The organism is Pirellulales bacterium (assembly GCA_019636345.1).
Classification (GTDB): Bacteria; Planctomycetota; Planctomycetia; order Pirellulales; family Lacipirellulaceae.
In genome coordinates, this window is the sequence record JAHBXQ010000001.1 from 685942 (window position 1) to 700139 (window position 14198).

Sequence of the window (14198 nt, forward strand, 5' to 3'; positions counted from 1 at the left end):
TGCCGGCCCGCGTTCGGTCGCGGAGATCAGTAGTCGTACCAGATGCCGAAGCCGGCCTTCTGTTCGCTGTCGTCGTACAGCGAGAACTGCTCGTTCTTGCCGGTGTAGTACTGCAGCCCGAGGCGCAGCAGGCCCGACGCTTCGCTGCTGCGCCACGCCCAACCGGTTTGAGCGGTGAGGCTGCCGCCGAAGTCGACTTCCTCGCGCAGGTGGGCGTTCGCCGCGAAGAACGGCGCCCCGCGGAAGCCGGTCATGTGCTCGGGCGCCCACTCCAGCCCGAACTGAAACTGCCACGGCTTGGCGATCTCGTCCGCGACCCCGAAGCCGACTTCGCCGTAGACGCGCCAATTGTCGACCGGGTACAGCGAATGCCCGTAGACGAGCACGTTCTGGCTGTAGTTGAGCCGCGGGAAGGTCGGCTGCTTCAGCAGGAACTCGTCCCCCAGGTGGGAGCTGAGGTGGTAGAACGCGAACTTCGTCTGGTGGATCGCGTCGCCCCAGGTGATCGGCACGCCGAAGCGGTAGTCGGTCGCCTCGACGTCGGACTCCTCGTCGCGGTCGAGCCGCACCTGGCCGGCGCCCTCCAGGCCGATTTGCCATCCCTCGGGGCGCGTGCCGCTCAGGGAGCCGTACCGCAAGAGCGGGGCCTGCCCGCCAAGGGTGACGTCCAAGATCCGCCCGTTGCCGTTGTCGTAGTTCCACACCCCGCCGAACCGCGATTCCTTCACGCCGGCCAGGTACGTGCGGTAGATCAAGCCCTGCGGCAAGAGCTGCAGGTGCGGGCCGCCGACTGACAGCGGCACGTCGTCGCGCAGGGCGAACAACGCCCCGGTCGTGACGACGCTGGAATCGATCGACGCCGATTCGGCGTCGAGGGGGCCCAGTTGAATGCCCTCGGCGATCGACTCGGCTGAGCGCGGCGACGCAAGCGCCTCCGTCTGGGCCGCCGCCGTCGTCGCGATGCAGCACGCGGGCGCCAGCGCCAGCGTGGCTAGCAGGAGCCGGGGGAAGGTCAGGCGCATGGGTCGCTCGGCAGATGCGCGTGGGGGCGGACGCCTGGGACAGATCGCTTGCGGGGGGAGAGCGTCCGGACGGCACGGAAGGCGGTACAAGCACGATCATCGGCAGGACCCCCACGGCCGGAACATTCCGACCCCGCCCGCGTCGGCGAAATTGCAGCCGTGGATGGCAAAATGATCCGCCTCGGCAGAGGGCGCCGTCCGCGGAAGGCCTGCGGAACGCGCGGGTCGCAACGGGACGAGCCTCGCGCCTCGCGCCGGTTCCGACTGGTTCTCGCGCGCTCCGCGTATTGCCGACAGCGCGGCTCGGTCGATCCCCACGAGGACGGGCCGATGCGCCCGCGAGAGGACTCGCGTCTTGGGAGGCCGGCCGCCGTGCAGCAACGTCACTATTACTATTCATATCGAACCATCGCCGCGCTGGGGGCGATCGTGGCTCTTGCCGCGACGTCGGCCGAGGCCCAGAGCATCGGCCGCTGGCGGCTTCCCAGTACGCTGGCCCAGGCGTCGGGGTTTTGCTACGGTCCGGGGCACCACGCGCCGATCGTCGTGGCGCGGGGCTATCCCGTTCCCCCGGCTCCGCGCACGGTCGTCGTGCCGGGATGCGAGTCGGCGTTCTGCACCGAACCCTACCGCGACATTCGCGGCTGCGGTCCCGCAGGCTGCGGCGGTTACGGCATGACGTACCAAGGGAGCTCGTACGGGGGCGGGTACGGCGAGGGCGTCCGCTATGACGACGGCCCCTCTCTGACGATGCCCGAAGAGGCGGGCATGTCCTTGGGGGCGCCGCCCCTGGACCGTCCGCACTTGGCTCCCCCGGCCATGCAGCCGACGTTGCCGAACCCGCGCGCGACGCCCGCTCCGCGCCCCGAGCCGCTCCCCCTGCCAAGCGACCGCTCTGCATGGATGCGCGCCTGGTGACGCGTACGCGCTGTGAGGGGAAACCGCTCGGCTGGACATGCGTCCCGCTCGCCCAGGGGCGCTTTTCCTGACCGGCTTGCCTGTCTCCTGCCGCACCAACCGGCTTGGCGGACGTCGCGGCGCCCCTTTGCGCCCTAGCGTCTTTGCGCGAGAATTCCCGCAGAGCAATCCATGGCAGGCAATTCGCCGGTCGCTTGGCTCAGGGGGGAATCGTTTTGCATTTGGCACTGGTGATCGCCGGCGGGGTGATTGTCGCCGTCGCAGCGGGGGCGGCGTGGCGAAAGGCCCGGGCGGCGCAGTTGCGGGCCCGCGCGAAATTGGCGCGGCTCGAATTGGCCGAGGCGGGGGCCGAGCTGGCCGAGACCTTCCGTGCCGCCGCCGCGGCCACCGGCATGCCGCGCGGGCTCCTCTGGAAAGCGGTCGAACTGCGCCAGCCGCGGCTCGTGGCGCTCGAGCGGACGACCCGCGAGCTGTTCGGCTTGGCCGCCGTCGAGATCCGCTTTGAGGCGGTCGCCGGCGGCGCCATGGAGGACGTCGAAGCGGTCGGAAACGTCCGCTCCGCCACAGCCGTGTTCGTCTACCGCAACGGGCGATGGACGACCGATGGTCGGACGGTGTTCAATCTCGACCCCCGGCAGACGTTGGAGCGTTACGCGGAGACGTTGGAGGGGGGAATTGGCGAACGGTGAGGAGTGACTGGCAATCGCCACACGAAGCCTTTTCCGCACGGCTTTTCCTCGGGCATCCTCCGCGACGGATCCCTCGTTTCCTCAGTGAGCCGCGACGACCGGGTTCTTCAGGACGCCGAGGCCGGCGATGTCCACTTCGGCGACGTCGCCCGGTTGCAGGAAGACCGGCGGGGTCCGAGCCATGCCGACTCCCGGCGGGGTCCCCGTGTAGATCAGGTCGCCAGGCAGCAGCGTGCAAACGTGCGACAGGTATGACACGAGGTAATCGATCGGAAAGATCAGTTGCCGCGTGTTCGAGTCCTGCATCACTTGGCCGTTCAGTCGCATCTGGATCGGCAGTTCGCCCGGGTTGGGGATTTCGTCCCTCGTCGCCAGCCAGGGGCCCAGGGGAGCGAAGCTGTCGAACGACTTGCCGAGCAGCCACTGCTTGCCCGGCTTCCCTTTCTGCCAATCACGAGCCGAAACGTCGTGCCCGCAGGCGTACCCGGCGACATGGTTCATCGCCTCGACCTGCGCAACGCGCCGGCAAGGACGGCCGATCACCACGACCAGTTCCGCTTCGTAGTCGACCTCCGACGATTCGGGGGGCAGCTCGATCGGATCGCCCGGACCGCGGAGCGTCGTCGGCAGCTTGTTGAAGATCACCGGTTCGTCGCCCACCTTGGCGCCCGTCTCGGCGGCGTGATCGGCGTAGTTGAGTCCTACGCACAGAATCTTTTGCGGAGCGACCACGGGGGGGCCGAGCCGAGCGTCGGCCAGGGGCGCTGCGGGGCCACGATACTGCTGGATGGCGCGGGCCGCCGCAGCCATGCCTTCGTCGCCACGGCAGAGCAGCTCGTCAATCGTCGCGGGGAGCGCGGGATCAGCCGCGGAGAGGTCGACGAGCATTTCCACGCCGTCGCGAGCGACAATTCCCGCGGCCCGGCAGTCGTCGGCGGCGTAGTGATGAACAAATCGCATGGCAGTCGTCGGTTGAGGGCAGGTATCGAGCGAGTCGCGTCCCAATCTACCGATTCGCCCCCGCCGGCCCAAGCGGTTGCCCGAGACGGAAAGGCCCAGGCTCTGACCAATCCGGGAACCTCGGGCTTCCGACTTGGGGTACGGCGCGTTCCGGTCGCAGCGATCGTACCGACCGGCGGCGCCGCGCGCGGCGGATTCGTCCCAATCGGCTTAGAACGACGACGGCAGATTTGCGGCCCTCGCGAGCGTGACCTACGGTTGTGCGGAACTTTCTCGGCCCCCCCGGGGCGCCGTCGGACCCCGCGTGTCGCTCCGCATTGCCGCCATGAGCCAGCAGCTCCCCGTTCATCCGCTTGCCGAGGGCGCTTCCGCGCCGCCGGCCTCGCCGGTCCACGACGAAACGGAACGCCGTCGTCGGGCCGCCGAATCGCGCGTGGAAGAGATCAGCTCGCTGCTCAGCGCGCTGGAGCAGGCGACTCTCGCCGCGACCAAGCAGGCGAGCGAGCAGGCCTCAGTCGAATCGGCGGCGCCGCCGGTCTTGAATCCGCTGCCAGCGGCGGCTCCCCCCGTCGCCGAAGTCCCGTCGCCGACTCACGCGGCCGGGATGACGTTCACGTCTCCCGAGAACAAGCTCGTCTTGGGCCGGTTGGGACTGGCGAGCAGCTTGTTCACTGCCTTGCGCCACCGCCACGCGGCGACCGCCGACCACAGCCTGCGCGTCGCGTTGGGTTGCAGCGCATGGGCGTCGTACAAACAGTTGGACGCGCAAACCCGCGACGTTCTGGAACTCGCTGCGCTGCTGCACGACGTGGGGTCGATCGGGCTCCCCGACTCGTTGCTCTCCGCTCATCTGGCGACGACGCCTGCCGACCTTGCTCAACGGGCCGCGCTGCGGCGGGCGACGGCGGCCGAAATTCTGGCCGGCTGCGCTTGCCCGGCGCGCGTGATCGACGTCATCCGCCACGTCGACGCCGCTTTCAACAGCGACAACGGCGACTTGCACGCTTCGGGGGACGGCATCCCGCTCGAGGCCCGCATGATTGCGGTCGTCGACGCGTACGACGCATTGACGGCGAGCGCACACAACGGGTCGCTGTCGCGCGACGAGGCGCTTGCCGAGTTGACCCGCCGGGGCGGAATGCAGCTCGACCCGATCCTGGTGACTCAGTTCAGCGACGTGTTGACGCAGGGGTCGGCCAACCTGACCGACGAGGTGGTCGCCCGCTGGCTCAGCACGGCGACGGCGTACCCCTGGCACGTCGACTGCGAAAAGCCGACCGGCACGACGGCCGAACCCGCCCCCGCGATGCTGGCCGGACCGTCGATGTTCGAGCAAAAACTGATCGACGCGATGCACGACGGCGTCGTGTTCGTCGACGCCCAGCGGCGGATCATCCTGTGGAGCAAGGGTTCGGAACGCCTCACCGGCGTCAGCGCCGGCGCCGCGGCGAGTCGACGGTTCGTTCCCAGCCTGCTCGACATGTGCAACAGCGGCGGCCGGCGCGTGACCGACGACGCGTGTCCCGTCGCACGGGCGATCAATTCGAATTCGCAAATCCGGCAGCGGATGCAGATTCTCGGTCGCGGCGGCAAGCACGTGGCGATCGATCTGCACGCGATCCCGGTGCTGGGGAAGGACCACTCGCTGATCGGCGCCACGGTGCTGCTGCACGACGCTCAGCCCGAGGCGACGCTCGAGGAGAAGTGCCAAGCCCTGCACGCCAAGGCGACCAAGGACCCGATGACCAAGGTCGCCAATCGGGCTGAATTCGACCGCATGCAACTGTTGTTCATGGAGGCGCACGAGCAGGCCGACCAGCCGTGCAGCCTGATCATGACCGACATCGACCACTTCAAGAGCATAAACGACACCTACGGTCATCAATCGGGAGACGAAGCGATCATCGCGATCGCCAATCTGCTGAAGGAGATGTGCCGCTCGGGCGATCTGGTGGCGCGCTACGGGGGCGAAGAATTCGCCGTCCTGTGCGCCGACTGCACGATGGACGACGCCGCCCGTCGGGCGGATCAAATCCGCCGCAAATTGTCCGAAACGCCGTTGTCGTTCCTCGGCAACCGGCGCCTTACGGCGAGCTTCGGCGTCACGCAACAACAACCGGGCGACACGCCCGAGGCGATGCTCCGCCGGGCCGACCTGGCGCTCTACACGGCCAAAGAGAAGGGCCGCAATCAAGTCGTCAAAATGGGGGACGGTATGGAAGAAACGCCGACCAAGCGCCGATGGTGGAGTTTCGGTTCGTTTCGCCCCGCGCCGTTGATCACGACCAAGCTCACGTGCGAAGTGCCGAAGAACGTCGCGCTGGAGATGCTGCGCGGATTCATCACCGACATGCAGGCCCGCATCGTCTGGAGCCGCGAGGACCAGCTTGAAATCGAAGTCTCCAGCGACAAGGTCGGCCGCAATCGTCGCGGAGACGATCGTCCGGCGTTGTTTCGCGTGCAAATCGACGTCTCGGAGACTCGCCGCGAGCGCACCAACGGCGTCGGCCTCGCCAGAGGATCGTACTTGCAGTGCGTGCTCGCGATCACGATTCGATCGAAACGCAATCGCAATCGACGCCAGTTGGAGATGGCCGACCGCGCCCGACTGATTCTGCAAAGCCTCAAGGGATACCTGATGGCCGCCGAAAGCGAAGGCGACTCCGCCGACGAGGCGTCCTCCTCGTAACCCCTTAAGCGAACGCCGTACTGGACTCAATGCCATGAACGCCCGACACTTTCAAACCTCGCTCAGACGCGCCGTCCGCATGGGGGGGAGCGCCGAAGAGCTCGTCCGCCCGCGCGAGGAGGACGGTCACGATCTCGATCCCTCGGCGGTCGATGCGGTGTTCGCCGACCCCGCGGCGATTGACTCAGTCGTGGCGCCGGTCGCCGCCGCGGCGAGCGAGCCGTCGGACGGTTTCCTCGGCGCGTTGCGAGACCAATTGACGGCCCTCGAGTCGCACCAGCAGCAGATTCGCAAGCTGCTGGCCCGCGTCGAACGCCACGCGCCGGGCGCCTGACGTCCCGGCGCCAGAGCGTCTGCGGCAGGACCCCGGCGGTCGGGAGCGAGCCGTATGGCGGTCGGTTTTCGCGTTGTGCGCACGTTGCGCATCGCACTTTGCGGCGCACTTCTATTCGGCGCCTCCGGCGGGACTGTCGCCGGTCCCTCTGCGGAACCCTCGCGGCTTCGCTGCGTTGCGCCGCATCACGTCCGCTCCGGGCATGCCATTGGCGGCAAGCTCCGCTCCTGGGGGCGCCGATTGTCACTTTGCCTTCCCGGCGATATCTTGAACGGGTCGGAACACTTGCCAACCTGACGCCCGCGCCGCCGCTGCGCGGGCCGTTTCACGAACACGACGGAGTCCTGTCATGGCCTACGCGCTCCCCCCCCTCCCTTACGCCTTTGACGCCCTTGAGCCGCACATCGACGCCCAGACGATGGAAATCCATCACGGCAAGCATCACAACACGTATGTGACGAAGCTGAACGATGCGCTGGCTGGCGCGGGAGTCGCCGAGCAGTCGATCGAGGACCTGTGCCGCAACATCGAGTCGGTCCCCGAGAACATCCGCGGCGCCGTGCGTAACAATGGCGGCGGGCATGCGAACCATTCGCTGTTTTGGACGATCATGAGCGGCAGCGGCGGCGGAACCCCGAGCGGCGCTCTGGCTGCGGCGATCGAAGCCGAGTTAGGCGGATTCGAGGCCTTCAAGAAGGCCTTCAGCGACGCAGCGGTCGGCCGCTTCGGAAGCGGCTGGTCCTGGCTCAGCGTCACCCCTGCGGGCAAGCTGGTCGTCGAGAGCACGCCGAACCAAGACAACCCCTACATGACCGGCAACACGCCGATCCTGGGGCTCGACGTCTGGGAGCACGCGTACTATCTGAAGTACCAGAACCGACGGCCCGACTATATCACGGCGTTTTTCAACGTGATCGACTGGAACGCCGTCGGCGAGCGGTATGCGCAGGCGAAGGGCTGATCAGCCCCGACTCCGGCGGATTCTCCCGGTCAAACGTGTCGCCTGCGCATGCTAGCGTCGCGCGACTTGGCTTGACCTGCGCCGCGGGGATTTGTACTCTGCCGCCCGCGCAGTTCCCGTGCTGGCGCCTCGTGCGCGGAATTATCGGCACAAATCCGCCCGGTAGGGGGATTTGGCTGATCGGAACTGTCGCTGCCGGCCGAAGAGGCCTAAGCGAAGGCCACAGAACGACCCTGCGCGAGTGGTCGCTCCGCTTATGGAGGGGCGCCTCGGCGCCCGGGTCGTTGAGAATACTGTTTCGCCATGGACGGCGAAGCGCGTTGAGACAAGGGCATGGATGTCATGAAACACGCTGCCTTGAATCGCCGTCTGCGCCGATCGGCGTTGGTCGCCGGACTGCTCATGCTGGGCGCGGCGCCTGGGTGCAAGTCGACGCCGAAGATGGCGTGGTGGAAGTCGGACAAAGCCGCTGAATCGACCGCGGTCGCCCACTCGGCGCCGCAGTTGCCGTCCGATGCGGCCCAAGCGTCCACGCAAGTTGCGTCGAGCAACCTTCCCCCGGCGTTTGATCCGACCACCGCCGGCGGCTCGATGCCGAGCGCCTATCAAGCATCTTCCGATTCGGTCGCCGGCACGACGCCCGGCAGCTATCCCACAACCGGCGCAGCGAATTACGCGGCGGGCGGCGGGGCGATTGAGGCGACGAGCCAGGTCGCTCGGCAGTCGGCAGCCAGCTCGAACCTGGGCGCCGTTCCGGGGCCGTACAATCCCGACGCCGTTCCCGCAGGGGTTCCCGCAGCAGCGGCGACCACGGCGGCGGCGGAGACGGCTCCGTCGCGTTACGGCGGGGTCTACGGCTCGACGACTCCGACCGATTCAAGCTATGCCGACCCGCTGGCGTCCGCACAGACGGCCGCTGCGTCGTCGGCCTCGGCGTACGGCAGCCGTTACGCGACGTCGCCGACCGCCGAACCGGGGCTTCCCGATTTGTCGGCCGTCGCGGACAGCGTCGCCACGACGGCAGGCGTCGGCGGCGGACGCTATGCCGCGGCCAGCTACGACGCCCCGGCGAGTTACGACGGGGCGAGCGGCGCCGCCGCATCCTCGGCCCCGTCGACTGCCAATGGAGCCACGGTCGCGACAGCCGGCGGTTACCGACCCGGCGGCACGAGTACTTATCCCTCGGTGGGAACGACGACGAACCCCTCGTCGATCGCCTCGCCGTATCCGTCGACGCAGTACCGCTGATACGCCTCCGCCGTTGCGGCGCGTCAACGTCCTTCAGCCAACGCCAAGACCTCGTCGCCCTAGGGGGCGGCGAGGTCTTGTTGCGTATGTGTCGGCTGGTTCCGCAGCGGAGTGAGGCTGCGGCGCAGTTACCAGCCCATGACCATGTTGGATTCGATCGCCTTTTGCGATTGTTCGAGGTCGGCGCCCGTTTCGTGCATGTAGAGCCGAATGGCGTGCAGCTTGTCGCCGCCCGACTTAGCCAAGCATTCGCGGGCCGTGTGACAGGGGTCGAGCGAACCGGCCAAACCCAAAGCTCCCTTGGAGATCACCCAGGTGTCGCGCGGCCGCTTTGTGAGCCGCAGGACCGTATCGTGAGGGTACGAGTCGGTAACCACCGACGACGCATCGTCGCTATCTTTGGCCCAGGTGATGATGATGTGACTGTCTGTTTCCACCTCGAACAACGGCATGGCAAGCTCCTTTCGTGCAAGTCTCTGAGAAGACGCGAAACCGAGCCGGATACATCGGCAAATGGCGCGCCCGCGACGGACGACCGACCTTTGCCGTCCTTGACCAACTCCAATGTAGATTATGCCGCCAAAACGGGTCAACGAGCGGCAAAAACCCGCGGAATTCGCGTTGTTCGGACAGGGGGCAGAACCGCACGCAGTTGAGCGGTTTTTGCCGCCCAGCCGGCTGGGAAGAATGGGCGGCGACGGCGAACCATGCGGGACGCTTGGGCGGCTGAGCCGCCGGCGGAGTTGTTGGTTGCGAGGTCGCTACGCCGTGGTCGCGGAGTCGGCCGGATCGGACTCGAAGACGCTCTGCGGGACGGCGTTTGCCGCGGTCGCGGCGTGGCGGCGGATGACTTTGCCGTCGTGCTTGAAGATGCAGGCCTCGGGGACAGTGCGGGCGCTGTACAGCGAGGACTCGGCTCGGGAGAGGAGTTTCTCGCCCGCTTCGTCGCCGGGCTGAGCCGAGGCTGTTCCCAACCAGACCGAGAGCCCCAACTCCTCCTGCGTGCGACGCAGCACCCGCTCGCAAAACACGGTCGCCCCGGAGAGCGACGTGCGCGGCATCAGCACGGCCAACTCGTCGCCGCTGTAACGAGCGACAAAATCGGTGTCCCGGGCACAGCTCTTCAGCAGCCGAGCCAGCTTGGCCAGCGCGGACTCGTCTCCCTCGTCGGCCTCCTCGCCGTGCGCCGTGGCCGAGATCACGGCGACGCAGAAGTGTTGCCCGGGCAGCGCCGGGTTCTGCGACATGAGGACCGCCAATTGCTCGTCCATCGCCCGCCGGTTGTAGACGCCGGTGCTGGCGTCGAACCGCGTGTCGGCGAACGCCATCAACTGGGCCGACTGTTTGCGGACGTCGTCGTACGCCGTGGAGAGCAGCGACGCCAGCCGCAACGTGGGAGCGAGCAACCGTTCGGCTTGCTCGCCGAGCGCACGCCACGCCGCCGAATCGCCGGCGCCGGGAAGGGCGCGAACCCGCTTGCGAAAGCTCGCCACGTCGCCCTGGTGCCGAGCGATTTCCCGGCGCAAGCCGCCGACGACTCGCTGCAGTTCGTCGGCGATGTCGACGGCGTGATCGAACTCGGCCGCAAGGTCCGACTTGACCTGCCCGGCCCGCGAACCGACGCGCCGGCCGAACATGTAGCCGATCAGTGCGATCGACGCGATCGCCGTGGTGTCGAGCAGCAAGCCTTGCATGCCGTAGCTCTCGTTCAGTTCGGTGACCGGCGCGTGAGCGATCTCGAACAGCGGCTAGTAGTTCGCCCGGGACCCGAAACCGCGCATGCACATGAATCCGCACAGGGTCGTCGCCGCCAGGAGGAGAAACCACTCCTGGTAGTTCAGACTGCTGACCCAGCCCCAGGCCCGGAGGAAGAACTCGCGGATCCAAAGGCCGATCGCATCGAAGTAGCTCATGGTCGGACCTGCACCGAGCGAGAACCGTGCGCGACGCCCGCGCGGGACGTCTTCCTCGCAAGAATAGGTCGCACCGGCAGACGGCTGCACCCCGGTCGCGACTTCCGCGACCAAGCTCAGCGAAGGAGCGACCGCAACAACCCGCACAACCGGCCGCCGCGGCGCTCGGAGTTGCAGAGGTCGTGCCGACCGAACGGCTCGGGGGCCAATTGGAATCTTGGGCCGCCGGCGCAGCGCGCGATACGCCTCGACAAAGCATGCCTTGCTCGTCGGGGGCTCGCCCATGCCGCTCATGGCTGACTCTGGGGCGGAAGCCGACGGTTAGACCTCGGCCGGAACGACGTAGGGCGCCCGATATTCGCGCGTCAGGTACTGGTTCGCCTCGTCGTCGCCGGGAAAGGTTTCGCTCGCGGGGTCGAACTCCAATTGCCGGCCGACCCGGAAGGCGATGTTCCCCAAGTGGGCGAGCCCCGACGACAGGTGCGCCGACTCGACCGGCCCGTTGAGCGACGCAGCGTCGCGGCTGCGGATCGCGTCGACCCAGTTGCGGAAGTGGGCGGTGAGCTCCCCCCCCGCGGAACGCTTCGGCCCCGGCTTGTTGTCGCGCCCGAGGAAGATTTCGTACGAGCCGTACCCCTTGATCACCATGTACCCCTCGGACCCGTAGAAGATGTTGCCGACCGTCGCGCCCGCTTCGGAGTTGGTGATCCAGGGGCGGACTTCGAACTGCACCATCTGGTTGGTTTCGGGGTAGTAATAGTTCGTGGTCAATAATTCGGGGGTCTCTTTGTCGTCGTCCCACAGGAACCGGCCCCCCATCGCGTTGACCCGCGACGGCAGTCCTGCCCCCAATCCCCACAAACACATGTCGGTCTCGTGGACCCCTTGGTTCCCCACGTCGCCGTTGCCGTAGTCCCAATGCCAGTGCCAGTTGTAGTGGACGAACCGCCTCGAGAACGGCCGTTCCGCCGCAGGCCCTTGCCACTGGTCCCAGTCGAGATGAGTCGGCGCCACTGAGTCGGGCGCCTTGCCGATCGAGGGCCGCCAGCGATACACCAGCCCGCGCGCCATGTAGACGTCGCCGATGGTCCCGTTGCGCAGGTGCTCGACCGCCTCGCGAATCGCGGGCGAGCTGCGCAACTGCACGCCGTGCTGCACAATGCGGTCGTACTTTTTGGCCGCGGCGACAAGTTGCCGACCCTCGAACAGGTTGTGGGTCCCCGGCTTCTCGACGTACACGTCCTTGCCGTGCTGACAAGCCCAGATCGCCGCGAGCGCGTGCCAGTGATTCGGCATGGCGATCGTCACCGCGTCGACGTCGGACCGTTGGAGCAGCTCGCGTATGTCGCCGACCAGCGCCGGCCGCTTGCCGGTCTGCTGTTCGACCCAGTCGCCTCGCTCGGCGAGCACCTTGGCGTCGACGTCGCACAAGGCGACCACCTCGACGTCCTGCAACTTGAACAACTCGCCCAGGTGCTCGCGGCCGCGGGCGTTGACGCCGATGACGGCAATCCCGACGCGGCTGTTGGCGTCGGCCCGAGCGACGCGGCTGGCCAAAGCGGTGGCGGCAACGGCGCCGCCGGTTTGCAGGAACGTGCGACGATCGCAAGTGCTCATCGTGATCAAGCCCCGGGAACGAAGAAACGAGACGCGGCGTCTGGGATGTTGCCAGGACGCAGCCGGCAGCCGGAACGGCCGCTATGAAACTACGCGCCACTCGATGCGGATTTCACGCCCGAAATTATAAAACCGACCAGATTTCGCGAATAGGAACAAAAGATCCCTCGATTCCGGCCCGAACGTGTCGCCGCCTACAATCGACGCGGCTTGCTGTCGGCCGCGTCGCTCCGGCGATTGACCCCGAGCCGCGGATCGTCCACTCTTATCTCGCCGCCTGCGCAACCGCTGGCGCACCGGAATTCACCCCGCCAGGAGCTTTGCATGGCTGGTCGCCTCGTCGCCGCGTGTCTCGTGCTTGTCGCCGCTTCGGTTCGTGCCGAAGATTGGCCCCAATGGCGCGGCCCCACGGCCGACAACTGCGCCCCCGCCGGCGCCACGGCCCCCGTCGCGTGGAGCGAAGACGAGGGGCTCGCTTGGAACGTCCCCGTCCCGGGGCGCGGGCATTCGTCGCCGACGCTCGTCGGCCCGCGAATCTACCTCACAACCGCCGACGCCGACGCCCAGACCCAATCGCTGCTCGTCTTCGAACGCGCCAGCGGCAAGCTGTTGCGAACGGTCGTCGTCCACGAAGGGGGCTTGCCCGACAAGATTCACCCCAACAATTCGCACGCCAGTTCCACCGTGGCCAGCGACGGCCAGCGGGTCTTCGCCCTGTTCTGCAATCGCGGGGCTCCGTGGGTGACGGCCTTCACCCTGGAGGGCGAGCAACTGTGGCAGGAGCCCGCGGGCAAGTTCGAGCCCCGGCAATTCGAGTTCGGCTTCGGATCCTCGCCGATGGTCGTCGACGACGTCGTAATCGTCGCCACTGAGTACGACGGCCCCGAAAGCGGCGTCTACGCCCTCGACGCCGCGACCGGCAAGCAACGGTGGCGAGCCTCCCGGCCGCAGGGGCTTTCCTACTCGACCCCCGTACCGCTGACGGTCGACGGACGGACGCTGATCGTCATGAGCGGCAATCGCCAGCTTGCCGCCTACGACGCCGCGACCGGCGCGGAGGCGTGGAGCGTCTCCGGCTCGACTTTCGCCACCTGCGGCACGATGGTCGGCGACACGCGCCGCGGATTGGCGTTTGCCAGCGGCGGGTTTCCCGGTTCGTTCACCCTGGCGGTCAAACTTGACGGCGATCACGCCGTCGTCTGGGAGAACACGGTCAAGAGCTACGAACAGTCGCTGCTGCTGGCGGGCGAGTATCTGTACGCCACGGCTGACAACGGGGTGGCGTTCTGCTGGCGCGCCAGCGACGGCGACGAGCAGTGGAAGCGGCGGCTTTCGGGCCCGTTCAGCGCCTCGCCCGTGCTCGTGGGGGATCGCATCTACGCCACCAACGAAGCGGGGACGACGTTCGTCTTCGCCGCCTCGCCGGAGAAGTGCGACCTGCTCGCCGAGAATCGACTCGGCAACTCGGCGTTCGCTACGCCCGCCCCCGCCGACGGCCGACTCTACCACCGCTACGCCAAGGACGTCGACGGCCGGCGACAGGAGTTCCTCGCGGCGATCGGCGAGTAGCTTCCGCGGACTCGTTCAGCGAGTTGCGGGAAGGTTTACCCCCCATCGCGAACCCCCCGTCTTTCCTCGCTTTCTGCGTCGGGGCCGAATTTCGCCCAATCGGCCGTGAAGAGGATTGCAATCGGCGTTTCAAGGCGTATGTTGACCGGCGCAATTCTTAACGTCCTTTCTCGCTGAAGTCGGTCGAACGGCAGCCGCCGGCGCTTGCCGCACCTTGGAACTGACGTCGCTCGTCAGGCAAAAGCGCAGCGGACCTCCGTGCCGCGGAGGTTCGGCTC

General features: G+C 67.4%; 13 protein-coding genes. 7 read left to right on the plus strand and 6 right to left on the minus strand.

The annotated features are described in order from the left end of the window. Positions 1-26: 26 nt before the first annotated feature. Positions 27-1022, minus strand: a complete 996-nt coding sequence (locus KF688_02615) for a DUF1207 domain-containing protein (GenBank protein ID MBX3424550.1) — start codon at positions 1020-1022, stop codon at positions 27-29. Between the two features lie 372 nt (positions 1023-1394). Between KF688_02615 and KF688_02620 the strand changes: the two genes are divergently transcribed. Together KF688_02620 and KF688_02625 are read left to right on the plus strand one after the other, a co-directional pair. Further along, complete coding sequence (locus tag KF688_02620; GenBank protein ID MBX3424551.1) at positions 1395-1940, plus strand: hypothetical protein; 546 nt, start codon at positions 1395-1397, stop codon at positions 1938-1940. 215 nt (positions 1941-2155) lie between these two features. Further along, positions 2156-2629 carry a hypothetical protein gene (locus KF688_02625; protein MBX3424552.1) on the plus strand — a complete coding sequence of 158 codons (474 nt, stop codon included), beginning with the start codon at positions 2156-2158 and terminating at the stop codon, positions 2627-2629. An 81-nt stretch (positions 2630-2710) separates the two neighbouring features. Here the strand turns inward: KF688_02625 and KF688_02630 are convergent, their stop codons facing one another. Next, positions 2711-3589 carry a fumarylacetoacetate hydrolase family protein gene (locus KF688_02630; GenBank protein ID MBX3424553.1) on the minus strand — a complete coding sequence of 293 codons (879 nt, stop codon included), beginning with the start codon at positions 3587-3589 and terminating at the stop codon, positions 2711-2713. A 304-nt stretch (positions 3590-3893) separates the two neighbouring features. Here KF688_02630 and KF688_02635 point away from each other — a divergent pair, with 304 nt between their 5' ends. The 4 genes from KF688_02635 to KF688_02650 all read left to right on the plus strand — a co-directional run bounded on the left by KF688_02635 (position 3894) and on the right by KF688_02650 (position 8821). Beyond that, the gene (locus tag KF688_02635) at positions 3894-6278 is read left to right on the plus strand and encodes a diguanylate cyclase (protein MBX3424554.1); all 2385 of its coding nucleotides are present in this window, start codon (positions 3894-3896) and stop codon (positions 6276-6278) included. Positions 6279-6312: 34 nt separating this feature from the next. Beyond that, positions 6313-6612 (plus strand): hypothetical protein, encoded by a 300-nt coding sequence (locus KF688_02640; GenBank protein ID MBX3424555.1) that lies wholly within the window; start codon positions 6313-6315, stop codon positions 6610-6612. Positions 6613-6961: 349 nt separating this feature from the next. Then, positions 6962-7573 (plus strand): superoxide dismutase, encoded by a 612-nt coding sequence (locus KF688_02645; GenBank protein ID MBX3424556.1) that lies wholly within the window; start codon positions 6962-6964, stop codon positions 7571-7573. Between the two features lie 342 nt (positions 7574-7915). Beyond that, positions 7916-8821: a hypothetical protein gene (locus tag KF688_02650; protein ID MBX3424557.1), complete on the plus strand. Its 906-nt coding sequence runs from the start codon at positions 7916-7918 to the stop codon at positions 8819-8821. Between the two features lie 128 nt (positions 8822-8949). Here the strand turns inward: KF688_02650 and KF688_02655 are convergent, their stop codons facing one another. The 4 genes from KF688_02655 to KF688_02670 form a co-directional block, all read right to left on the minus strand. Next, positions 8950-9273 (minus strand): hypothetical protein, encoded by a 324-nt coding sequence (locus KF688_02655; protein MBX3424558.1) that lies wholly within the window; start codon positions 9271-9273, stop codon positions 8950-8952. Between the two features lie 309 nt (positions 9274-9582). Further along, complete coding sequence (locus KF688_02660; protein ID MBX3424559.1) at positions 9583-10515, minus strand: GGDEF domain-containing protein; 933 nt, start codon at positions 10513-10515, stop codon at positions 9583-9585. 54 nt (positions 10516-10569) lie between these two features. Then, on the minus strand, positions 10570-10734 hold the full coding sequence (locus KF688_02665) for a hypothetical protein (protein ID MBX3424560.1): 165 nt from the start codon (positions 10732-10734) through the stop codon (positions 10570-10572). Positions 10735-11055: 321 nt separating this feature from the next. Continuing rightward, on the minus strand, positions 11056-12351 hold the full coding sequence (locus KF688_02670; protein ID MBX3424561.1) for a Gfo/Idh/MocA family oxidoreductase: 1296 nt from the start codon (positions 12349-12351) through the stop codon (positions 11056-11058). A 324-nt stretch (positions 12352-12675) separates the two neighbouring features. Here KF688_02670 and KF688_02675 point away from each other — a divergent pair, with 324 nt between their 5' ends. Next, positions 12676-13920: a PQQ-binding-like beta-propeller repeat protein gene (locus KF688_02675; protein ID MBX3424562.1), complete on the plus strand. Its 1245-nt coding sequence runs from the start codon at positions 12676-12678 to the stop codon at positions 13918-13920. Positions 13921-14198: the final 278 nt, after the last annotated feature.

Coding starts and splice junctions, on each gene's coding strand:
- KF688_02615 (MBX3424550.1), bottom strand. CDS start 1,022: ATGCGCCTGACCTTCCCCCGGCTCCTGCTAGCCACGCTGGCGCTGGCG.
- KF688_02630 (MBX3424553.1), bottom strand. CDS start 3,589: ATGCGATTTGTTCATCACTACGCCGCCGACGACTGCCGGGCCGCGGGA.
- KF688_02640 (MBX3424555.1), top strand. CDS start 6,313: ATGAACGCCCGACACTTTCAAACCTCGCTCAGACGCGCCGTCCGCATG.
- KF688_02645 (MBX3424556.1), top strand. CDS start 6,962: ATGGCCTACGCGCTCCCCCCCCTCCCTTACGCCTTTGACGCCCTTGAG.
- KF688_02650 (MBX3424557.1), top strand. CDS start 7,916: ATGAAACACGCTGCCTTGAATCGCCGTCTGCGCCGATCGGCGTTGGTC.
- KF688_02655 (MBX3424558.1), bottom strand. CDS start 9,273: ATGCCGTTGTTCGAGGTGGAAACAGACAGTCACATCATCATCACCTGG.
- KF688_02660 (MBX3424559.1), bottom strand. CDS start 10,515: ATGCAAGGCTTGCTGCTCGACACCACGGCGATCGCGTCGATCGCACTG.
- KF688_02665 (MBX3424560.1), bottom strand. CDS start 10,734: ATGAGCTACTTCGATGCGATCGGCCTTTGGATCCGCGAGTTCTTCCTC.
- KF688_02670 (MBX3424561.1), bottom strand. CDS start 12,351: ATGAGCACTTGCGATCGTCGCACGTTCCTGCAAACCGGCGGCGCCGTT.
- KF688_02675 (MBX3424562.1), top strand. CDS start 12,676: ATGGCTGGTCGCCTCGTCGCCGCGTGTCTCGTGCTTGTCGCCGCTTCG.